Raw genomic sequence first — 21,628 nt, 5'->3', positions numbered from 1 at the left:
ACGGAAATCTGGTAATCAGGGTGTTGGGTTTGAGTGCAATGGCCCCTACTCCAAAAGGGTATGACGGGCAGTCGGCTGCAAACCCAGATCGAGAGCTCGTACAGGGGCTGGGAATGGAACTGACCGAAGGGTGTTTCGGGGCCATCGCTGGGGGAGAAACACAACACTCGGCAAGCCCGTCAGGCTCGCTAGAACCTTAAGGAACTTTCATACTTTCTCATGCTTCCCCTCCTGGGCTGCTGTGGCAGCGTTGATGACGGTGGTGCTGGTAGCTGGAGGCGTCATCAAGAGCGCAAGCTGCGCATGCTGCAGTTCTGGCGGGACGGTGTGGAACGCCAGCTGGCAGCCGTGAATGCCTCGATCAGCACGCTGGAGCGACAGATGGAGCGGGATGCGGCCTCGGCTGGCAGCTGAGGCTTGAGAACGCGTCTGCATTGAGCAGGGCGGCACGCATCTGTGCCAGGCCCTGCTTGAGCCTCCGCTGCACGGTCATTGGACTCACCTGAAGTAGGGCTGCAGTGCGCCGGTAGCTCCAGCCCGAGAGCACTACCTTCTGGATCACACGACGTAATCCGGGCTCAAGGCAAGCAAGTTGCTGACGCACTTCAGCTCCCTGATACTCCCAGTCATCAGCGCCGGTGAATCCAGATTCCGAGGGCCTGCCGCTCCAACCCTCGTGAAGTCTGGTTTCCTCATAGCCAGTCTCCAGATCCAGGGGCCTGGCTAGGGCTTGACCACGCAGTAGTTCTTGCCATTGCTCAAGGCTGAGCTGCAGAGCTAGCCGCAGATCTTCGGCGCTGGGCTCCTGCCCATGGCAGCTGCTCCAGCTGGCCTTCAGTTGGCGCAGCTTGTCGTGCAGCTCCATCTGCCGGCGCGGTAACCGCACGGCCGATGCCGAATCGCGAAGGTAGTGCAGGATGGCGCCCCGGATGTGGGGTCTGGCAAAGGCCTCGAAAGGAGTTGCTGTTTGTGGTCGATAGAGCTCGGCGGCTCGTAGCAGGCCCATCAGACCCACCTGAACCAGGTCGTCGAGGGGCTCCGGACAGCGGCGGCAGTAGTGCACAGCAATTGGGGTAACCAGACCGCAGTACTGGTTCACCCGCTGGTTGCGTTGTTGCAGGGCACGGCGGCAGAGGGATTTTGTTTTGATCGATTGGGTCATGGGCTGAAGTTGGGTTGGCAGGGTTTTGTTCCCTTCCTTTCCAACCAGCCGCGAAGGGGCCCTGTTGCGCAACCGAAAAATTACGGAACGTTGATCACAGGTGCTTGTCGGGGGCAGCGGCAACCGCCTGCAGTAAGGACCAAGGCCCCTGTCGCTCCAGCAACTCGAGATCGGACCTTTCCGTGGCCAGCAGATAGCCAGCAAAGGCAAGGGCATTGAGGCTGAAGCCAGCGCAATGTTCCTGGGTGCGCCGCACGGTGAGCAGCCAGTTGTCGTCGAAGAGCAGGTTGTATGGGTGCCTGGGCTGGGCGTCCTGGTGCGGATAGCCCAGGCCCAGTTGCTCGGCATGCTCCAGGTAAAGGGCGGGTAGATCCCTACCCCCGTGGGCATCTGTGCGGCGACTCAGCCGATAGGCCCAGGGCCAGGGGCGCTCGCCCCTATCCAGCTGAACTTGAATTGCCGTAGACAGGGGTGTGCTGGCTTCTCCAGCGCGGCGGGGCAGCAGTTGCAGATGCCGATGGGGCTGGCTGGCGCCAGAGGCGGCACAACTGTTGAAGAACCACAGCCCACCGGTGTCACTGGCCAGCAGCGAGACCCCGCGCCAGTCGTCAGCAGAAAGCCAGCCGGACTGCGGCTGCCAGGAGTCCGTGATCAGGAGCAGATGGCCCGCCTGCACTGGATATTTGTTGAGCAGCACCACATGGCCGCTGCTGAGCCGTTCCACTTCCAGAGCTTGCTCCCAGGGCAAAAAAGGATTGGGCTTGGGGCCACCACGGCGTAGGTGTTTGGGGGTGGTGCTCAGCAAACGCCGCAACACAAATGGCTGGTGCTGCGGGGCCGCCAGGACCTCGGTAGCTAGGGGAACCAGGGAGCCGCTTGCCTGCGCCTGGCTGGATAACTGCAGCGCCAGCTGCCAGATGCGCTCAGCTCGCACCAGCCTTGAGGCGGGCCAGAGATGCTCCCTGGTAGTAGTGACCCAGAATCTGGTTGTAGCGATAGCCCTGCATAGCCAGATCCTGGGCGCCGTGCTGGCTCATGCTTGCGCCAAGATGGCCATGGGCTTCCAGAGATATCTGGCGGTTGGCGGCATAAAGACTTTCCACGATGGCGCCCTGATAGCTGAGGATCATGCCGGCGGTGCTGGCGGCAGCCTGGCGGGTGCGTTCGTTGCTGCTGGAGAGGCCCTTGTAAGCCTGCCAGCGGGTTGTGTCACCAAGGTGCCAGTGACGGTTGGCTGGGCGAGCCATGTGGGCGAGGGCATAGGAGCGGGCTGCTACGGCCTGGGCCCGCAGAGCCTCTAGCGACCAGCTGCTTGGCATCTCAGCTCCAACCACGGCACCGATGTAGGTCTCCAGACCAACGTGATTGACCACCCTGAGCTCGCCACTCTCCGGAATCAGACGCAGGCGCCCTCCATAGGGACGGCCGTTAACCAGTACGGAGCTCCCACTGGTCTGCAGCCAGGCTTCTGGACCCTGGAGCCAGAGTTCACTGAGGTTCACCGAACTGCCAGCGCCGCCCTGTTGGAGCAGCTGGCCGTCTCGGCTGACAACCTGCCAGGCACCGCTGGCGGAGAGATCGGGGTTGGTGCCGGCGCCAAGCAGGGCGACGCGGATTTCCAGATCGACTCCCGGACCCGCTTCGGGCTCAGCCAGGCCGAGGCTGGAAGTGGAAGTGGAAGTGGCCGTGGCAGTTGCTTGAGGTGTGGCTCGGCGCGCCTCGAGACGACGCAATTGCTCAGCTGCGGTAGTGGTGTCTTGCGCCGGGGGCGGCGTATCAATAAGGGCATCCAGCAACTCGCCCTGGGCGGCCCCATAGGGGCGGGGAGCCAGGCCCTGGGCCGCAAATCCCACCGCCACGGCCACAACGGCCATTGGGCCAGCCAGCATCAGTCTCCGGCTGAAGAAACCACGCAGATGAAGACTTCTGTTCTGGAGAAGACCTCGGTTCTGGAGTAATCCTCGGTTCTGGAGTAGTCCTCTGTTCTGGAGAAAACCCTGATTCAGGCGCAGGCGGCCAGGGAGGCCCAGGAGTCGGCTCCGGAGCCATCGGCCTGCACCCGCAATGTGCCGTTCCAAAGGAGATGGCCCGAACCGCTAAGTCGGATCATGCCCGAAGAAGCGCCATCGCACAGCATCCCCCCCGGCCGCGGCGAGCACTGCCAACCCACTACGGAGCTGCGGCCTAGGCGATCAAGCCAAAAAGGCGCAACCAGCGCGTGGGCAGATCCAGTAACCGGATCCTCATCAATGCCAAGTCCTGGAGCGAAGAAACGCAGCTGGTAGTCGGCTGGCCGTCCAAGCACGGAGGGAAGGTCGTCTATCGATCCCTTCTCGATGGCCTGCATCAACACCAAGCCGCCCCGATCAGGACCCTCTAATACCGCAGCCAGGCCAGGCAACTGGGCCAGCGCTGCCTCTGGCGTCAACAAGGCCACCCGATAACCGAGGCCTGAGCTCCAGTAGGCCAGGGGTGCCACTCCTAGGCGTTCATGCAGCAACCGGATCAGCGCTGCCGATGGCTCGGCCGGCAGCAGACCGGCGCTAGGCAGCACCAGCTGCCCTGAACTGCCGCTGGCATCAAGGGCTACCGCCAGGGGGCCGCTGCGGGTGAACAGCTCCAATCCCCCGCCGGGCGCCAGCTGCTGCCAGTGGCCCAAGGCCAGCAGGGCGGCGAGTGTTGCATGGCCGCATAGGGGGACCTCGCAGCTGGGGGTGAACCAGCGCAGGGTCCAGCCGCCTTGCTGCTGCAGCAAAAAAGCCGTCTCAGACTGGTTGAGACTGCGGGCAATGTCCTGCAGGGCGCCATCGCCCATGGGCTGATGTAGCTGCACCACGGCCGCACCGTTGCCGCAACAGGGTCCGTCAGCAAAAGCCTCAACCAGCACAGCTGGCAGGGAGACAAGTGGCGTTACCGCAGATCCGGGGAAGGTCATGCTTGCTGCCACTCCGGCCGCAGATCGCGCTCCATCAGAGCCTTGACGGCGGCGGCAGGGGTGGTGCGGCCTTCGAGCACCAGCACAACCTGCTCACAGATCGGCAGATGCCAGCCTTTGCGGCTGGCAAGCTGCAGGGCCGCTCTGGCCGTGCGAGGACCCTCAACGGTTGCTGAAATGCGCTCGCTTGCCTGCTGCTCGCTGCAGCCCTCGGCCAGGAGCACGCCGCAGCGATAGTTGCGGCTGAGGCTGCTGTTGGCGGTGGCCAATAAATCCCCCAACCCAGCCAGGCCGTAGAGAGTGCTGGTGGCACCGCCTAAACCCTCCAACACCACTCCAATCTCGGCTAAGCCACGGCAGAGCAGGGATGCCTTGGCGTTCGCACCTAAAGCCAGACCATCGGAGATGCCGGCGGCTACTGCCATAACGTTTTTGAGAGCCCCTGCGGCCTCGGTGCCAATCGGATCTGTGTTTGTGTAGAGGCGCAGCGATGTGTCGCTGAGCTGCTGCTGAAAGCGGCGGGCTAGATCCTGATCCGCAGCTGCGATCACGCTGGCCGCAGGCAGGCCTTGGCGCACCTCGGTTGCCAGATTCGGCCCACTCAGCACCAGCAAGGGGGCAGCCGCCAACTGGTTTGACCAGAGCTGGGTGGCAGTTGCCAGCAGCTGGAGATCCAACCCCTTGCTGCAGCTCAATAGCGGCAGTCCAGTGGGCCAATGGGGAGCCAGCTGCTCAGCCAGGGGCTGGACCCCTGCCATGGCTACCGCCGAAACCACCAGATCCTGGTTGGCAAGCAGGTCCACCGGACTGCTGCCAGAGCGCCGGGACCAACCCGTGACGATGTGACCTTGCTGATCCCAGCGCTCAAGCAGGGTCTGCCCCCAAGCCCCCAGGCCCAACACGGCGATGCGAATGCCCATCGACTCCGAAGCAGCAGGCAGGTAGGCACTGCCATCATGCGGCAGGCCCATGGGTGCGGCTTCAGCTCTGGAATTTTTGTGGCAATGAGCTCAGCTTCGCCTTGGCAGGACTGGCATGGCACTGGACTGGTGGTCGGGTGTGGCGGCATCGGCCAGGCCCTGTTGCAGGAGCTGGGCCGAATCGCCCCGGGGCTGCAGCTTGTGGGAGCCTCACGCCAGGACTGGCGATTGCCGGGGGATCCCCTGTGGCGAGAGGTCGAGTTTTTACCGCTGGATCTCACCGACGACTCCAGCCTCTCGGTGTTGGCAGCAAGCCTTGAAAATCGCCCCCCCCTGCGGCTAGTGATCAACACGGCCGGCCTGCTGCATGGGCCCCTGCTCCAACCGGAAAAGCGCCTCAGTCAGGTGAATCGCCAGGCCCTAGAGCTCAGCTTTGCGGTGAATGCCTTTGCGCCCCTGCTGCTGGCCCAGGCGATCGAATCCCTGTTTAGCCCTAGCGACCCATTTCATTTCGCCAGCCTTTCGGCCCGGGTGGGGAGCATCGGCGACAACCAACTCGGTGGCTGGTATGCCTACCGGGCGGCCAAGGCTGCCCAAAATCAGATGCTGCGCACCCTGGCCCTGGAATGGGCTCGCAGAAAGCCAAACGGGTGTGTGAGCCTGCTCCACCCCGGAACCACGGCCACGGGCCTCTCCGCCCCCTTCCAGGCCGGTGTGCCGCCAGATCGGTTGTTCAGCCCAGAGCGCGCTGCTCAGCAGCTGCTCGACGTATTGGCGGTGCTTGGGCCCCAACAGACTGGGCAGTTCTGGGCCTGGGATGGGCAGCAAATCGCCTGGTAGCTCTCAAATCAAGCAGCGTTTGCTTGCAGGATTGCTAAGGAAATCACCTCCAGAGCGGAATCCTCCGTGGCCTCTAGGCGCACAGGTGGTGCCATGCCGTCCTCGTAGGCCTCAAGCCAGCGCGGCGCACACACACACCAATGGTCTCCAGGCTTGAGACCGGGGAAGCCATAGGCGGGCGCCGGGGTGCTGAGGTCGTTTCCCTGGGCCTGGCTGTAGCGCAGGAAGGCATCGCTCACGACACAGCAGACGCTGTGACGACCCAGGTCGGCGGCATTGGTACGGCAATGACCGTCGCGGAACCAACCTGTCATTGGTTGGCAGCCGCACACCACCAAGGGTTCACCCAGCACATTTAGCGAAGCGGAAGCTGGCTGGCTGGAATCGCTCACGGGAACCGGGGAAAATGTGGATAGCTCCAGTCTGGCCAGGCAGTTCGGAGGTTGCAGCCCTGCTGAGACCACAAGCTTCAGAGCTATGCGAAAGGCAACACACCCGCACAAAGTTGGCCTGGGTAGTTGACGGATTCCGGGGGGGAGGCGTTAAAGGTCGAAGAGCGCGTTCACCCTGTCTTTCAGCGCGGCCCCCTTCATGAGCTGGGAATTCACCGAAGACGCGGCCTTTCTGGCCCTCTGCGACGCGTACAAAGAAAGCGGTGAACCCTCCGCCATGGAATTCCTCGCCCACGGCGAAGGGGCTTTCCATTTCCAGGAACTCACCCAGAACGCCGCCGGCGAAGGCATCGACCTGAGCGACTCCTCCAACCTGGAGGAGTTTCAGCAGGAGGTGATCGACGCCCTCGAAGACCTTTGCAACTAGAGCTCAGGAGTAGAAAAAAGCAATCTCCTTAGCTTTCAAGCCATCCCATCCGGCGGCCTTAAGCCGGGCATCAAGGCTGGCTTGGTCGAAATGCTTCGAGCCTGTCTTAACGATGCGATTGCGCATCGATTTTTTGACACCGCTGCGGGCCCGCTGGCTTTCCAGATCCATCACCTCCGTGTAGAGAGCGATCATCTCGGCGGGGATCGGGGTGCCATCCAGGTCGATGCCCGAGGCGATTGCGGCATCAACGCCGCCAGGTCCGGCAATGGCCATAGCCGTTTTGCAAGGTGATTGGCCAGGCTAGAAGCCGCTGCCCCCCTGCTCAGGCTGAGAAGTAACGGGCTTGGCTGTGTAGGGCCACTAGGGCAGTGGTGCTCTGCTCTGGTTCGAGTTGGTCGCTCTCATCCATCGACATACCAATCCGCTTGGCACCGAGCCAGGCGAGCTGCTGGCGGGAGTCGGCCACATTTGGACAGGCGGGATAGCCAAAGGAGTAGCGGCTACCGCGATAGCGCTGGGCCAGCACGTCGCGCAGCGGCATCGCGGTGGGATCTGCAAAGCCAAGCTCCCGCCTGATGCGCGCATGAACCCATTCGGCCAGAGCCTCAGCCATCTGGACTCCAAGTCCATGGAAATAGAGGTAATCGGTGTATTGATCAGCTTTGAAAAGCTGCTGGGCAAAGCTGGTGGCACCTTCGCCCATGGTTACGGCCTGCATCGGCAACACATCGGTTGGCAGCGACGAACCATCGGCTGCGATTGCGAGATCTCGGTAGAAATCAGCGATGCAATAGCGGTTGCCTGAGCGCTGGCGGGGCAGCTCAAAGCGTCCTAGTTGTTGCTGGCGCTTAGCTGGGTCAAACAAGACCACGGCGTTGCCACTACGGCCGCAAGGGAAATAGCCGTAGGCCACCCGAGGTGAAAGCAGGCCCTCCTCGAGACAGCGCGCCATCCATTGCTGCAGAACGGGCTCCGCCTTCTCGACCAGCATTGCTTCGTAGTCTTCGCGGCTCTGCTGCTGGGTCTTACGCAGCTGCCACTGGCCTGCAAATAGGGCGTTGCGATCTAGGTAAGCGAATACTTCCTGCAGGTCGATCTCCTGCTCAGTTAAAACCTGGCTACCCCAAAAAGGTGGCTCAAGGGCGCTCTCTTCGGCCACAGCCGTAGAGCGCTGATCATTTGGTTCAACGCTGACAGTGGCTTCTTTAGGGGAAATAGATACAGCTTCACTTGCCCCATCCGCCTTGGCAGGCTCTTCTGCGGGGGTCTCGGGAGAGGTGATGCCAAGCCCCTCCGGAATCGCTCCAAGGAAACCATGTAGGTCGTCCCAGGCACCGCCGGCTTTTGCCTCCATCAGGGCGTCCATAAAACGCAGGTCGGCAAATGCGTCGCGGCCGTAGATAACCTGACCTAGATAGGCGGCCCGGCAATCGCCATTAACAAACCGAGGCGTAAGCGCTGCTCCGCCAAGTATTACCGGTACGGCAATGCCAGCCTGATTAAAGGCTTCCAGATTGTCTTTCATGAAGGCCGTAGACTTCACAAGTAGACCGCTCATGGCGATGCAGTCGGCCTGATGCTGCTGCTGGGCATCGATTATAGCCTCGCAGCTTTGCTTGATGCCTAGATTGACAACTTCATAGCCATTATTGGTGAGAATAATATCTACAAGATTTTTGCCTATATCATGCACATCGCCTTTTACGGTGGCGATCAGGAATTTACCCTTAGCCGAGCTTTCTCCCTCGGCCGTTTCCATGTGGGGCTCGAGATGGGCTACTGCCGCCTTCATAGTTTCGGCGCTTTGTAATACAAAGGGCAACTGCATCTGGCCGGAACCAAAGAGTTCGCCCACCACCTTCATGCCGTCGAGCAAAAAGGTGTTAATGATCTGCAGTGGCGGGTAAGTAGCAAGCGCTTCGTTTAGGGAGGCGTCAAGCCCGATTCGCTCACCATCAATGATGTGCTGCTTGAGACGCTCCTCCACCTTCAAGTCGGCGAGAGAGGGGCCTGAGGCCCTGGCCTCTTTGGCGCTCACCCCTTCAAACAAGGTTGTGAGCACGGTCAGAGGGTCGTAGCTGCAAATAGACCCCGGCTCATTAGTCTCGAACCGACGCCGGTCGTAGATCAGATCGCGGCACACCTGCTGATGCTCTGGACTGATCTTTGCCAGGGGCAGAATCTTGGCAGGGCTAATGATCGCCGCATCCATCCCGGCTTCGCAGCAGTCGTGCAGAAATACCGAATTGAGCACAATCCGGGCCGCCGGCGACAGGCCGAAACTCACGTTGCTGACGCCCAGCACCACATGCACCCCTGGTAAGTCGGTGCGAATGCGGCGGATTGCCTCAATCGTGGCCGCACCATTGAGCCGATCTTCCTCAATTCCCGTGGATATCGGTAGGGCTAAGGGGTCGTAGAAAATCTCGTGAGCAGGAATTCCAAACTCAACCGCATCTCGGTAGGCGCGCTGGGCAATGGCAAATTTGCGCTCCGCTGTGCGTGCCATTCCCTCTTCATCGATGGTGCCCACGACAACCCCGGCGCCATAGGCCTTGGCCAGCTCCAGCACCTTGAAGAAACGCTCGTCACCATCTTCGTAGTTGGTGGAATTGAGGATGCATTTACCACCGGACACTTTGAGCCCGGCCTCCATCTTCTGCCACTCAGTGGAATCGAGCATCAACGGCAGGTTGACGTTGGTGACAAGACGGCTCACCAACTCATGCATGTCCCGTTCACCATCGCGACCGACGTAATCGACGTTGACGTCGAGCACGTGGGCGTTCTCCTTAACCTGACCCCGCGCCACTCCCACGAGGCCATCCCAATCCTCCTCAGCTAGCAGCTCGCGCACTTTCTTGCTGCCGCTGGCGTTAAGCCGTTCACCAATGATCAGGAAGGAATTGTCCTGGTGGTAAGGCGTGGTGCTGTAGATCGAGGCCGCGGCGGGCTCACCCTGCAGCAGGGGGCGTGCGTGCTGGGTCTGGGGGGTGCGCACCGGTCGAGCAGCTGGATGCAACTCGGCTGCCAACTCGGTCAATGCGGCGATGTGGGCAGGGGTAGTGCCGCAGCAGCCACCGATCACCTGCACGCCAAGATCTTCAACGAAGTGCAGCAACTGCAGCTTCATTTCGAGCGGTGTCAAGCGGTAGTGGGCTACCCCGCCGATATTTTCTGGCAGGCCTGCATTGGGGATACAGCTCACCACAAACGGACTGTGCTCGCTCAGATAGCGGATGTGCTCCTTCATCTGCTCCGGTCCAGTGGCGCAGTTGAGCCCCAGCACATCAATCGGGAATGGCTCCAGGATCGCCACCACAGCAGCTATATCGGAGCCGACCAACATTGTGCCGGTGGTCTCCATGGTCACGCTCACCATCAACGGCCGCCTCTGGCCGGTCTTGGCGAAGGCGTCCTCAATGCCCTGAAGGGCCGCCTTGATCTGCAGCACATCCTGGCAGGTCTCGACAATAAATAGATCCACATCTCCCGCCAGCAGCCCTTCGGCCTGCTCAGCAAACGATGCCTTCATCGTGTCGAAGTCGATGTGGCCCAGGGTCGGCAGCTTCGTGGTTGGACCCATGGAGCCAGCCACGAAGCGCGGCTTCTCTGGCGTGGAGTAGGCAGCGGCCACTTCGCGGGCCAGCTCTGCCGCCCTCTTGTTGAGGGCAAAGGTCTGGTCGGCGATGTCGTATTCAGCCAGCACCAACGAGGTAGCCCCGAAGGTGTCGGTTTCGATCACATCGCAGCCCGCCTCCATAAACTGGCGATGCACTGCCTGAACAGCATCGGGGCGGGTGAAAACAAGATTTTCATTGCAGCCCTCAAGGGCAGCGCCACCGAAATCATCGGGGCCCAGATCCATCTGCTGCAGCGAGGTGCCTGTGGCACCGTCGAAAACCAGCACCGGCCGCCCAGGACCATGCAGGCGCTCAAGAAAGCCGATTCGCTTAACCAGCTGGGGTGCTACTGCCTCAATCATGTTGATCAACCGTCTACGCGAATACGGGTCACCCAGTGGTCATAGGCGGAATCGCGGCCTTCCGTGATTGCCGTTAAGCGCTCACGAATCGCGGTCATTACCGGCCGATTGCCAGGCATGTCGGTGGTCTCCACCCGGCGCACCGGGGTGACCTTGGCGGCGGTGCCACTGAGGAACACTTCATCGGCCACGAATAGCTCGCTCTTATCGACAGGACGCTCCAGGGTGGGAATGCCCATGGCCTGGGCCAGTTCCAGCACGCTGGCCCGGGTGATACCTTCAAGGATGTCCTGATCAACCCCGGGGGTGATAAGGACTCCATCTCGAACAATAAAAAGATTCATGCCGCTGGCTTCACTTACCTTGCCGCGACTGTTGAGCAGCAAAGCCTCATCAAAACCGCTTTTTACAGCTTCTGTCTTGGCCAGGGAGCTGGTGATGTAGGCGCCACTGATCTTGCCGCGCAGGGGCAGGGAGCGGTCTTCCTGGCGGGTCCAAGAGGAGATGCGGCAACTCACACCCTCAGGGGAGAGGTAGTCGCCCAGCTCCAGTCCGTAGATGAGAAAATCGGTCTCAATGTTGTGTAGCCGGGGGGCGATACCCAGATCACTGGTGTAAACAAACGGGCGCAAATAAACCGGACAGATTGGTTTATTTGCCCGCAAGAAGGTCACTATCGCGTCGTGGATGGTTTCTTCGGCTAGCTCAGTGAGCAGCAGCCGGGCACTCTGGCTGAGGCGACGGATGTGGCGATCAGCGCGGAAAAGCAGGATCTCAGCCGGGTCGCTGGGATTGGGCAGGGCCCGCATGCCGCCAAAGGCTCCAGTGCCGTAGTGGAGGGCGTGGGTGGCCACCGACAGGGTGGCTTCGGCAAAGGGCACGCATCGGCCACCGAACCAGGCGTAGGGCAGGAACTGGTGCATGGTGAGGGCGAAGCGGGCGGTGCTGGCGCGACGGCCTGTGGCCGATATCAAACGATCTTCTCACCGCAGCAAGCAGGATGGGGTGATGCATCGCTTGGCATCGGTACCTGGGGGAGGAGCAGAAGCCGACATCGGCGCGCTGGTGGAGCAGCCTGCCGCGCCTGTGCTGCTGCTCAGCAGTGCGGACACCGACCTGCTGGCCATTGACCAGTTGCTTGAGCGGGAACCCCAGCTGCTGACAGCGGAGCTGCGTGGCCTAAACCTGGCGGCCCTGGCTCACCCGGCCCAGATCGACCACTACCTCAATTCCACGGTGCGCCACGCCCGGCTGGTGGTTGTGCGGTTACTGGGGGGCAGGGGTCACTGGAGTTATGGCTTGGAGCAGCTCCAGAGCTGGGCGGGCTCAGCCCCAGAGCGCCAATTGCTCATGCTGGCTGGCACGGCCGATGAGGAGCAGGTGCTGGCGGGGCTGGGCACCGTCGCCCCTGAATTAGCAATCGGCCTGGCCCGCTGCCTGCGGGAGGGGGGACCCGCCAACCTGCGCCAGGTGCTGCAGGCTTTGCAGGCTCTGCTTGAAGGTCTGTCTCCAGCGCCGCCACGGGCCGAGCCCCTCGCCGATCCACTACCCCATGATTGGCAGCAGGAGCAAGGCCCTCGCGTAGGCGTGATCGCCTATCGGGCCCTACTGCAGGCCGGTGACCTGGCCCTGATGGATGCCACCCTGCAGGCCCTGCGCCAGGCAGGACTGTGCCCGCGGGCGCTGTGGGTAAGCGGCCTACGGGATGGGGTGGTGCAGCGGGGCGTGGCCGACCTACTGCAGCGGGAAGGAGTCCAGGCCGTGTTGTGCAGCACCTCCTTTGCCTCAGTGCAGTTTGAGGAGGCCGGCCTAGGGGCGCCGCTATGGGAGCAACTCGGTGTGCCGGTGCTGCAGCTGCTTTGCAGTAGCCAGCCCCGCAGCCGCTGGCAGACCAGCAGCATCGGCTTAGGCCCGACCGACCTCACCCTCCAAGTGGCCTTGCCAGAGTTGGACGGGCGGCTCACTACCCGCATTGGCGCCTTTAAGGAGACCGTGGGCGCCAGCGACCGTCTCGCTTCCGCCCTGCAGCGCTACCAACCGGATCCGGAACGGCTGACCTGGATCGCCCAGCTCTGTGCCAACTGGATCCGGTTGCGCCAAACCCCAGCTGCCGAACGCCGCGTTGCGCTTGTCCTGGCCAATTACCCAACCCGCAACAGCCGCCTCGCCAATGGCGTTGGACTCGATACGCCGGCCTCAACGGCCTTGATGTTGCAGTGGCTGGCCGGGGCTGGCTACAAGTTGCATGGCCCAGTACCTGTCGATGGCGAGGCCCTGATCCATATGCTGCTGGCTGGACGCAGCAACGATCCGGAGAGCGAGCACCGACCCGCCCTGACCCTGCTGCCCCTTGCCACATACCAGGACTGGTATGCCTGCCTCCCCAGCGAGGGCCGCCAAAGGCTCGAGGCGGTGTGGGGACCGCCTGAACTCGATGTCGCTCTGGTTAGCGCCGCCGGAGCTGTACCCGGCTTCCCAATCCGTGGCTTGCAGCTGGGGCATGTGAGCGTCTTGATCCAGCCCGACCGCGGTTACGACAGGGATCCGGCTCTCAGCTATCACAGCCCCGACCTGCCCCCCACCCACGCCTACCTAGCCCAATACCTCTGGCTGCGCCTGGAGTTTGGCGCCCATGCGGTGGTGCATGTGGGCAAGCACGGCAACCTGGAATGGTTGCCCGGCAAGGGATTGGGGCTTTCCGCCAGCTGTTTTCCGGAGTGGGCCCTAGGGCCGCTGCCACACCTATATCCCTTCATCGTCAACGATCCCGGCGAGGGCTCCCAGGCCAAGCGGCGCAGCCAGGCGGTGATCCTTGATCACCTGACACCGCCCCTGGGGCGGGCGGGCCTGCATGGGGCGCTGCAGCGTCTTGAGGTTTTGCTGGATGAGTATTGGGAGGCCTGTCAGCTCGGCAGTGAACGGGCCGGTCCCCTGCGCCAGACCCTGGCCAAGGAGCTCGAGAGTATGGATCTGCCGCTCGGCAGCGCAGCGGAACTTGATAGCCGGCTTGATGCTGCCGATGGCTACCTCTGCGAGCTCAAGGAGGCCCAGATCCGCCTGGGGCTCCACACCTTCGGCACCCTGCCGGGGCCCGGTCGCCTGGCGGAGCTGCTGCTCTGTTTGGCCCGCTGTCCGTTGGCTGGGCAACCCGGCCTCACCCAGGCCCTGGCGCAAGACCTCCAACTCAGCTTTGACCCCTGGGGTGATGAAGACAGCACGCCCCTGGGCCAGCCAGACCAGCAACGGCTCCAGGGCGCCTTTGGCGGAGAGCTACCGCGCCTGGTGGGAGATGGGGTTGCGCTGTTGGAGGCGCAAGCTCTGACCCTGGTGGAGCAGGAGCTGGCCGGCGTGCAACAAAGCCAAGACCAGCCTTCGCCATCACCTGGACCCAGGCTGCAGCAGGCGCTGATGCACCTGCGCCAGGCCCTGATGCCCCCCCTGCTGGCCTGCGGTCACGCCGAGCGGGAAGCCTTCCTGCGGGGCCTGGAGGGGGAGCGCATTGCCGCAGGACCATCCGGAGCACCCACCCGCGGCCGACCAGATCTGCTGCCGACGGGGCGCAATTTTTACAGCGTCGACCTACGCGGGCTACCCACTGAAGCGGCCTGGGACCTGGGCCGACGCAGCGCCGAATTGCTGCTGGAACTGCACCTTCAGGAGCAGGGGGAGCACCTGAGCTGCTTGGCCCTATCGGTTTGGGGCACGGCAACGATGCGCAATGGCGGCGAGGACATCGCCCAGGCCCTGGCCCTACTTGGCGTGCGACCGGTTTGGGATGGACCAACCCGCCGCATGGTGGATCTGGAGGTGATTCCCCTGAGCCTGCTGGGCCGTCCGCGGGTGGACGTGACCCTGCGCATCTCAGGACTCTTCCGCGACGCCTTCCCCCAACTGGTGGGGTGGGTCAACCGGGCCACCGAACTGGTATCAGCCCTAAACGAACCAGAGGCGGACAACCCCCTCGCCGCCGCCTATCGCCGCGAAGGCACCAGCGCCCGCGTCTACGGCTCAGCGCCAGGCGCCTACGGGGCAGGACTGCAGGGCCTGATCGACAGCGGCAACTGGGAGGAGCGGGCTGACCTGGGCGAGGCATTTTTGAACTGGAGCAGCTGGCGTTACGACAGCCAGGCCGGGGCTTCTGGGCAGGCTGGCATCGAAGCCCAGGCCGACCGGAGCGGCCTGGAGCAGCGGCTCAAGGCGGTGCAGGTGGTGTTGCACAACCAGGACAACCGGGAGCACGATCTGCTCGACTCCGACGACTACTACCAGTTTCAGGGTGGCTTAAGTGCAGCGGTGGAGCGGGTCTCTGGGCAGCGCCCGGCACTTTGGTTTGGCGACCATTCCCGAGCTGCCCGGCCCCGGATGCACCGGCTGGAGCGGGAATTTGACAAGGCGCTGCGCACCCGCGTGCTCAACCCCCGCTGGATCGCAGCGATGAAAGGCCACGGCTACAAAGGCGGCTTCGAAATGGCTGCCAGCCTCGATTATCTGTTTGCCTACGACGCCAGTACCGGCCGAGTCCCTGACTGGGGCTACGGCGCCATCTGCGACCAGTGGCTCGGGGATCAGACAGTGCGTGATTTCCTGGTGCAGAGCAATCCCTGGGCCCTGCGCGACATGGCCGAACGGCTACTGGAAGCCCACAACAGGGGGCTGTGGGAAGGGGCACAAAAAAACCAGCTGGAGCAGTTGCGCCAGCTGGTTCTTGATAGCGAAAGTCTGATTGAGCAGCGCTAAGGCAACCAAGCCAACTTGCTCAACCTTTTAATTCTCTGCTCATGCGCTTAAAAGGATCAATGTCGCCAGCTTTGCCGCTGGCTTGCTGGCTGATCTGGACCTGCGGGCTTGCCATCGCAGCAGCCTGGGCCTGAGCTTGAGCCTGCTCCTGCTCCTGCTTGATCGCTGCACTTCCACCAGGCACATTCACGCCCATGGCAGAACCCTTCATGCGCTGATCAAGCTCCGCCTGAGACATGGTTTGGGCGAAGGTCTTCTTGACCGGCTTTGGGACACCTCGGGTGAGATCAAAGGCTTGTTCAGGCTGGCTGGTCTGGCCACCCAATCCATCAGAGACCCGCTCCAGCCGCGACTCCATCGAAGCCACCTCTGCCACCATCTCCTTGTTGCCGGGGCTGTCAGCCGTGCCCGGGAAGGTGCGGCGAATGGTGTTGGAGCGCCGCATGAAATCAACGTTGCCCATGCTGCTGGAAGCATCGGCATCTAGGAAGAAGGTTTCAACCTCCTTCTTGGGCTGGGGGGTCTTCGGGGCGGCGGCGTTGCCGTCGCGGGTGGCGAACAGGCGATCAAACAAACCCATCGTCTGCCAGGGGTAAGCGTCAGGAAACCCTAGCGGCCGAGAAGCGCTAATCCATGGGTATCGGTACCGCAACTCATCAAAAGACCACGTTGCTGCAGCTCAGCAGCAATCGCATCGCACACCAGAGGCGTTGGTGTCCAGCGCGGCTGCATTTGGTAGTCGTACCACGCCTCGGCGCCATCAAAACCGAGACGATCGGCGGCGGCGATCAACCGCTGGAAGGGCAGGCGATAGCGGGCGGGATGGGCAAGCAGCAGCAGACCTCCCGCTTGGCGCCCCGCCTCCAGCACCGCCTCAGCCTGTAGCGCTGGCCCCACCAGCGCCCGCCCCTGCAGATAGGGCTCAAGGCTGGGGTGATCGGCATCAAAACCAAGAACCAGCACATGCACCAAACAGCCCTCGAGCAAGCAGCTGATTTCCACCCCTCGCCAGAAACTGGGCACGGCACGGCCCTCGCTAGCCGCCGCCTTAAAAACCTCCATGGCAGGCCCGTGGGCGGCGAGGCTGTGGTGATCGGTGATGGCTAGGTGCTCCAGGCCGAGTTCAAGGGCCTGCTGGGCCAGCTCAAGGGGGGTCAGGCTGCCGTCGCTGAAGATGGTGTGGCAGTGGAAATTGACCCGGCTAGGGCAGCAGGCCGGCGTCAGCTGGCGGAGTACATGACGCAAGGGGTGATCAGGCACGAGTTCAGGCATTCGCGGACAATCGCTCCGCCCGCAGCCGCCGCCAGCGGGCATAAAACTGAATCGATGCGGCCATGAACACCACCAGGGCCACGATGAACCAGGTGGCAGCACCAGTAGGAAATTGGTTTTTGAACACCACCAGCATCACCACGATCACCAGCAGCAGGGTGGGCAACTCGTTTAAGGCCCGCAATTGTTTAGGGCTCCAGCTGCAGGCTCCCCTGTTGAGCTGGCCCATCAACCGATAGCAAATGGCGTGGTAGGCCAGCAAGGCAGCCACGAAGGCCAACTTGGCGTGCATCCAGCCCTGCTGCAGCCAGGCGGGATTCACGCTCAGTAAACCAGCCGCACAGACCACTGCGACCACCATGCCGGGGGTGGTGATGATGTTGGCCAGACGGCGCTCCATCAAGCCGTACTGGGCCTGGAAAGCCAGCCTGAGCGACTCCTCCAGCTCCTCAGCCTCGCGGTGATAGATGAACAGCCGCACTAGATAGAAAAGCCCGGCAAACCACACAACCACCCCCACGATGTGGAGAGTCTTGAACCAGAGGTAGGCCTCGGCGGGCCAGCTCAGGGTCAACAAGGGCATGGCGGCAGTTCAAGCAAGGGCCCACAAACTAGGCCGCAGCGGTCAGTGGGCTGAAGCAGTAGCCCGGATCGCCGCCAGCTCGTCGGCGGGGATCTTCTCGAGCTGCTTCATCACCAGCCCCATGCGGTGATTGCGGCGCAGTCCCTCTTGGTTGCGAGCCAGGAAATCCCAATAGAGCGCGTTGAAGGGACAGGCATCCGCTCCAGTGCGCTGCTTCGGGTTGTAGCGGCAGCCCTTGCAGTAGCTGCTCATCCGATTGATGTAATTACCGCTGGCGGCGTAAGGCTTGCTGGCCAGCATGCCGCCATCGGCAAACAACCCCATGCCGAGCACGTTGGTTTGCATCACCCAGTCGTAGCCATCAACAAACATGCGGTGAAACCAGTCGGTGAAGGCCTGGGGATCGAGGCCGGCGATCAAGCCGTAGTTGGCTAGAACCATCAAGCGCTGGATGTGGTGGGCGTAGCCGTTGAGCTCAAGCTCGGCCAGCACCGTGTCCATGCAGGCCATGCCACTGCCGCCCAGCTCCTCTAGCCAGCCGGGCAACGGACGAATAGCGCCGAAGTGATTTCGGGCCGGATAGTCGGCGCCAAACCACCAGTAGAGGCCGTGGGTGTATTCGCGCCAGCCCAGGATCTGGCGAATCACCCCCTCCAGGCAGGCAAGGGGCGTACCCCGCTCCAGCCCGGCCTGCTCCAGCCGGCGGATCACCTCAAGCGGCTGCAACATGCCAATGTTGAGATAAGGGGAGAGCAGGGCGTGCCACATGGTGGGCTGGCCGCTGACCATGGCGTCCTGGAACGGGCCGAAGCCATCGAGCCGCGTATCGATGAAATGCTCCAGCACCGCCAGCGCCTGGGTGCGGGTAACTGCCCACCCAAACGGCGCACTAATCCCTGGCAAGCCAGGTTCAGAGGCGGCCTCAAGCTCCTGAGCCAGCTGGTCCACCTTGGCAATCACGGCCCGGGTGATTGCATCAGGCGCAAAGACCAATGGTTCAGGCCCCACCAGCCCCTTGGGCGGTGCCTTGCGATTCTCCTGGTCGTAGTTCCACTGTCCACCAAGCGGCTGGCCGTCATCGCCCATCAGCACGCCAAAACGCTTGCGGCCCTCCCGGTAGAACAATTCCATGCGCAGCTGCTTGTAGGGAGCAGCCCAGGCGCCGAAATCATCCCGGCTCCAGAGAAAAGCATTGGAGAGGTGCCACACCAGGGGCGTAGGTAGGGACAGCCGTTCAATCGCTTCACGAAAGGGGCGCTCTGCTGGCTCCATCAGATGCAGCTCGCTGATCTCGTGCTCGGCCAGCCAATCCTTCAGCGCCTCAGCAAAGGTCGGGGCCTCCAGCAGGTACACCGTCCAGCCCCGCTGGCGCAGCTCGGCAGCGAAATGCCGCATGGCACTCCACACCAGCACCAGCTTCTGGCGGTGATAGTGGCGTTGCTGCAGCACCGAGCTGCTCTCAATCAGCAATACGCGGGCGGTTGCGGGGGTGTGGGCTGCCAAAGCTGCCTGGAGGGGGTCCAGTTGGTCGCCCAGCACCCAGATGCCAATCACGCTCAGGCCTCACCAGCCAGCCGGCAGGCACGGCGGGCTACGGCCGCGGCATAGCCCCGCTCCACCGGACCAGCCAGGGGGCTGAGCACCCCATTGCGGCAATCCACCACCAGACGCTCGTGCTGGCCCTGCTGGTCATTTACCCGCAGCCGCAGCTGCCAGTGATGCTTAGCGCTGCGGTGGATCTCATCACCACAGACAGGCCCAACGCAGATGCCGGGGGCGCCGAGGGCCGGCGGCGTTAGGGCAGGTGAAAAAAGCAGCAGCAGCCCCAGGGCCAAGGGCAGTAGCAGCAGGGAAGCCAGACGCCTCAACTGGCCAACTCCTCGCTAACGAGCTCATCACTGGGATGAAAGTAATCCCACACCTGGCGGGCCAGGGCCGGCCCCACTCCCGGGGCAGCGGCGATCTGTTCTGGACTGGCCAACTGGATGGCATCAATCGAGCGGAAATGGGCCAATAACTCCTTGACCCGTTTCGGTCCCAGGCCAGGAATATCGGAGAGGCGCGACCGCTTCATCCTCTCGCCCCGCTGCTGGCGATGGAAGCTCACAGCGAAACGGTGGGCCTCATCGCGCAGGCGGCGCAGCAGCTGCACACCCAGCTGGTCGGGCTCACTCTCCAGGGGCTGCTTGGCCCCTGGCATAAACACCTCCTCCCGCTGCTTGGCCAGGGAACAAACCACCAGCTCTTCGTGCAGATTCAGCTCCCGCAGGGCCTCCATCACCGCCGAAAGCTGACCCTTGCCGCCGTCGATCATCACCACATCGGGCCAGTCATTGAGGCCACCGGTGTGAAGCGTGGTGTTGGCGGCCCGCCGGAGCTCGCCCAGGTCGGCACCCTCGGCCTTGGCCTGGGCCCAGCGGCGAAAGCGGCGGCGCATGATCTCGGCCATGGCCATGAAGTCGTCGGAATGGCCAGAGCGGATCGAGCTGCTTTGGATCTTGTATTTGCGGTAGTGCTGCTTGGCCGGAAGACCATCGATAAACACCACCTGGGAGGCCACGGCGTCGCTGCCCTGGATATGGCTGATGTCGTAGCCCTCGACGCGACGTGGGGGGGTTGGCAGCTCCAGCAGCTGGGCCAGGTCTTCAGTGGCAAGCAGTTGCTGCTCGGCACCGCGCTGGGCCCGCTGCAGCTCGTAGCTGGCATTGCGCTCCAGCAGCTCGATCAGATCGGCTTTTTGCTGCCGTTGGGGCACGGCAAGTTTCACCTTGCGGCCGCGGCGCTCCGCCAGCCACTCCTCGATCAGGGGCTGCTGGGGTAGGGCGTGCTGCAGTAGCAGCTCGGGGGGAATCTCCACCGGCTCCACCTGGCTGTAATGCTCCTCCACCACCCGCTGCAGGATGCGGCCGGGCTCCAGGGGCTGGCCATCGGCGCCTACGGCATCAGCGGTGAAGCCAAGCCGCCCCACCAGCTTGCCGGCCCGCATCTGGAACAGCTGCACTGCCGCCACCCGCTCATCGGCGGCTAAGGCCACCACATCACGGCTCACCGAGCTGTCGCCGAGGCTCATTTTCTGATCAGCGGTGAGGGTGTCGATGCCCTGCAGCTGGTCGCGCACCCGCGCGGCGCTCTCGAAGTCAAGCCGCTCGGCATATTTGCCCATCTGCTCATTCAGCAGCTCGAGCAGCTCCTCGTTGCGCCCTTGAAACACCATCGCCACCTGGCGCAGGGTGAGGTGGTAAGCCTCGGAGCTGATCTTTTCCTGGCACACCCCAGGGCACCTGCCGATGTCGTAGTTGAGGCAGGTGCGCTCCCTGTAGAGCGGCTGGGGTCGCTGGCGCAGCGGGAACACCCGCTTCACCAGGGTGAGGGTGCGGCGCAGTAGGCCCACATCCACGTAGGGACCGTAAAAGCGATCCAGGGGCGAGCGAAACCGCCGCCGCCGGGTGATGAAGATGCGCGGGTAGGCCTCGCTCCAGGTGATGCAGAGATAGGGATATTTCTTGTCGTCTTTGAGCAGCACATTGAAGTGCGGCTGGTTCTGCTTGATCAGGTTGGATTCGAGTGCCAGCGCCTCGGCTTCACTGTCGGTGACGATGAATTCGATCTCACACACCTGGCGCACCATCAGGGAGATGCGCGGGCTGTGGCCATGGCCGCTACCACTTTGGAAATAACTGCGCACCCGATTGCGCAGCACCTTGGCCTTGCCGATGTAGAGGATGCGATCGCTGGCATCGCGCAGCAGATAGCAGCCCGGCTCGGAGGGCACCTCCTTGAGCCGGACCTTGAGGCGTTCGGGTTGCTGCAGCAGGGGCAGGCTCAACCGCCGTATTGCCAGCCGGTGCTGCCGAGCTCAAGGGCAGCACCATCGCGGTGCAGGGTGGCCGTCTTCACCTCGCCCACAAACACGGTGTGGTCGCCATGGGCCACCTGACCCACCAGCTCACATTCCACCGCACCCAGGGCGTTGTCGAGAATCGGCAAGCCCAGCTCACCGAGGCTGAAGGGGGCCGCATCGAAGCGACCGCCCATGCCTTTTTGGGGTTTGAAGAAAACTGCGGCCAGGTCCTTCTGGTCAGCGGCAAGCACGTTCAGGGAAAATTTCTTGGTGCGCTGAATGATGCCGTTGCTGGTGCTGTCGGCCCGCACAGCCATCACCACCAATGGCGGCTCAAAGGAGCCTTGGGTAACCCAGCTGGCGGTGAAGCCATTGACCTCATCCCCCTCAGCTACGCCGCAGATGAACACGCCATGGGGAATTTTGCGCAGCAGGGTTTTCTTGGCTTCGGCGTTGAGGGCGGCGTTAAGGGCCATGGCGGCAAGAGCGCTAAGAACTACATCCACCCTAGAAACGCCTCGGGCACCCATA

General features: G+C 62.8%; 20 protein-coding genes. 4 read left to right on the top strand and 16 right to left on the bottom strand.

Features of this window, described 5'->3' with window-relative positions:
• Window positions 1-219: 219 nt before the first annotated feature.
• Window positions 220-414: a sigma factor SigF gene (locus KBY83_RS00210; protein WP_254942029.1), complete on the top strand. Its 195-nt coding sequence runs from the start codon at window positions 220-222 to the stop codon at window positions 412-414.
• On the opposite strand, the gene KBY83_RS00205 is transcribed toward KBY83_RS00210, so the two are convergent.
• The 5 genes from KBY83_RS00205 to KBY83_RS00185 form a co-directional block, all read right to left on the bottom strand.
• Window positions 362-1,162: a sigma-70 family RNA polymerase sigma factor gene (locus KBY83_RS00205; protein WP_255017751.1), complete on the bottom strand. Its 801-nt coding sequence runs from the start codon at window positions 1,160-1,162 to the stop codon at window positions 362-364. The genes KBY83_RS00210 and KBY83_RS00205 overlap by 53 nt on opposite strands.
• 94 nt (window positions 1,163-1,256) lie before the next feature.
• The gene (locus KBY83_RS00200; RefSeq protein ID WP_255017750.1) at window positions 1,257-2,096 is read right to left on the bottom strand and encodes an ATP adenylyltransferase; all 840 of its coding nucleotides are present in this window, start codon (window positions 2,094-2,096) and stop codon (window positions 1,257-1,259) included.
• Complete coding sequence (locus tag KBY83_RS00195; RefSeq protein ID WP_255017749.1) at window positions 2,086-3,036, bottom strand: SpoIID/LytB domain-containing protein; 951 nt, start codon at window positions 3,034-3,036, stop codon at window positions 2,086-2,088. The genes KBY83_RS00200 and KBY83_RS00195 overlap by 11 nt, the downstream gene beginning before the upstream one ends.
• A 128-nt stretch (window positions 3,037-3,164) precedes the next feature.
• Complete coding sequence (locus tag KBY83_RS00190; RefSeq protein WP_255017748.1) at window positions 3,165-4,097, bottom strand: PhzF family phenazine biosynthesis protein; 933 nt, start codon at window positions 4,095-4,097, stop codon at window positions 3,165-3,167.
• Window positions 4,094-5,068 (bottom strand): NAD(P)H-dependent glycerol-3-phosphate dehydrogenase, encoded by a 975-nt coding sequence (locus KBY83_RS00185; protein ID WP_255017747.1) that lies wholly within the window; start codon window positions 5,066-5,068, stop codon window positions 4,094-4,096. The genes KBY83_RS00190 and KBY83_RS00185 overlap by 4 nt, the downstream gene beginning before the upstream one ends.
• Window positions 5,069-5,101: 33 nt before the next feature.
• Between KBY83_RS00185 and KBY83_RS00180 the strand changes: the two genes are divergently transcribed.
• The gene (locus tag KBY83_RS00180) at window positions 5,102-5,857 is read left to right on the top strand and encodes an SDR family NAD(P)-dependent oxidoreductase (RefSeq protein ID WP_255017746.1); all 756 of its coding nucleotides are present in this window, start codon (window positions 5,102-5,104) and stop codon (window positions 5,855-5,857) included.
• Between the two features lie 8 nt (window positions 5,858-5,865).
• Here the strand turns inward: KBY83_RS00180 and KBY83_RS00175 are convergent, their stop codons facing one another.
• Window positions 5,866-6,249 (bottom strand): DUF2237 family protein, encoded by a 384-nt coding sequence (locus tag KBY83_RS00175; protein ID WP_254942036.1) that lies wholly within the window; start codon window positions 6,247-6,249, stop codon window positions 5,866-5,868.
• A gap of 199 nt (window positions 6,250-6,448) precedes the next feature.
• On the opposite strand from KBY83_RS00175, the gene KBY83_RS00170 reads away from it, so the two are divergent.
• Entirely contained in the window at window positions 6,449-6,676 is a 228-nt protein-coding gene (locus KBY83_RS00170) for a hypothetical protein (protein WP_255017745.1), read from the top strand.
• Between the two features lie 3 nt (window positions 6,677-6,679).
• Here KBY83_RS00170 and KBY83_RS00165 read toward each other — a convergent pair whose 3' ends face one another.
• Genes KBY83_RS00165 through KBY83_RS00155 form a run of 3 tightly spaced genes read right to left on the bottom strand, consistent with a single transcriptional unit; the run spans window position 6,680 to window position 11,587 of the window.
• Window positions 6,680-6,952 carry a DUF4090 family protein gene (locus tag KBY83_RS00165; RefSeq protein WP_106501777.1) on the bottom strand — a complete coding sequence of 91 codons (273 nt, stop codon included), beginning with the start codon at window positions 6,950-6,952 and terminating at the stop codon, window positions 6,680-6,682.
• A gap of 49 nt (window positions 6,953-7,001) precedes the next feature.
• Window positions 7,002-10,664, bottom strand: a complete 3,663-nt coding sequence (gene metH, locus KBY83_RS00160; RefSeq protein ID WP_255017744.1) for a methionine synthase — start codon at window positions 10,662-10,664, stop codon at window positions 7,002-7,004.
• 5 nt (window positions 10,665-10,669) lie between these two features.
• Entirely contained in the window at window positions 10,670-11,587 is a 918-nt protein-coding gene (locus tag KBY83_RS00155; protein ID WP_255017893.1) for a branched-chain amino acid transaminase, read from the bottom strand.
• Window positions 11,588-11,672: 85 nt separating this feature from the next.
• On the opposite strand from KBY83_RS00155, the gene cobN reads away from it, so the two are divergent.
• Window positions 11,673-15,401 (top strand): cobaltochelatase subunit CobN, encoded by a 3,729-nt coding sequence (gene cobN / locus KBY83_RS00150; RefSeq protein WP_255017743.1) that lies wholly within the window; start codon window positions 11,673-11,675, stop codon window positions 15,399-15,401.
• A gap of 19 nt (window positions 15,402-15,420) precedes the next feature.
• Here the strand turns inward: cobN and KBY83_RS00145 are convergent, their stop codons facing one another.
• The 7 genes from KBY83_RS00145 to KBY83_RS00115 are packed head-to-tail and all read right to left on the bottom strand — an operon-like array spanning window position 15,421 to window position 21,573.
• Complete coding sequence (locus tag KBY83_RS00145) at window positions 15,421-15,981, bottom strand: hypothetical protein (RefSeq protein ID WP_255017742.1); 561 nt, start codon at window positions 15,979-15,981, stop codon at window positions 15,421-15,423.
• 29 nt (window positions 15,982-16,010) lie between these two features.
• Window positions 16,011-16,673, bottom strand: coding sequence for a PHP domain-containing protein (locus KBY83_RS00140; RefSeq protein ID WP_255017741.1), 663 nt, complete (start codon window positions 16,671-16,673; stop codon window positions 16,011-16,013).
• Complete coding sequence (hemJ, locus tag KBY83_RS00135) at window positions 16,666-17,256, bottom strand: protoporphyrinogen oxidase HemJ (protein ID WP_255017740.1); 591 nt, start codon at window positions 17,254-17,256, stop codon at window positions 16,666-16,668. The genes KBY83_RS00140 and hemJ overlap by 8 nt, the downstream gene beginning before the upstream one ends.
• A gap of 42 nt (window positions 17,257-17,298) precedes the next feature.
• Window positions 17,299-18,810 (bottom strand): cryptochrome/photolyase family protein, encoded by a 1,512-nt coding sequence (locus tag KBY83_RS00130; RefSeq protein WP_255017739.1) that lies wholly within the window; start codon window positions 18,808-18,810, stop codon window positions 17,299-17,301.
• Between the two features lie 2 nt (window positions 18,811-18,812).
• A complete protein-coding gene (locus KBY83_RS00125) occupies window positions 18,813-19,124 on the bottom strand; it encodes a hypothetical protein (protein WP_396093092.1) in 312 nt (103 codons plus the stop codon).
• A complete protein-coding gene (uvrC, locus tag KBY83_RS00120) occupies window positions 19,121-21,082 on the bottom strand; it encodes an excinuclease ABC subunit UvrC (RefSeq protein WP_315856766.1) in 1,962 nt (653 codons plus the stop codon). The genes KBY83_RS00125 and uvrC overlap by 4 nt, the downstream gene beginning before the upstream one ends.
• Complete coding sequence (locus tag KBY83_RS00115) at window positions 21,079-21,573, bottom strand: flavin reductase family protein (protein WP_254961401.1); 495 nt, start codon at window positions 21,571-21,573, stop codon at window positions 21,079-21,081. The genes uvrC and KBY83_RS00115 overlap by 4 nt, the downstream gene beginning before the upstream one ends.
• Window positions 21,574-21,628 lie beyond the last annotated feature (55 nt).

The organism is Cyanobium sp. WKJ7-Wakatipu (genome assembly GCF_024345355.1).
GTDB lineage: Bacteria > Cyanobacteriota > Cyanobacteriia > PCC-6307 > Cyanobiaceae > Cyanobium_A > Cyanobium_A usitatum.
The sequence above is the reverse complement of the archived record's forward strand: the minus strand, read 5'-3'. Positions and strand labels throughout refer to the sequence as shown.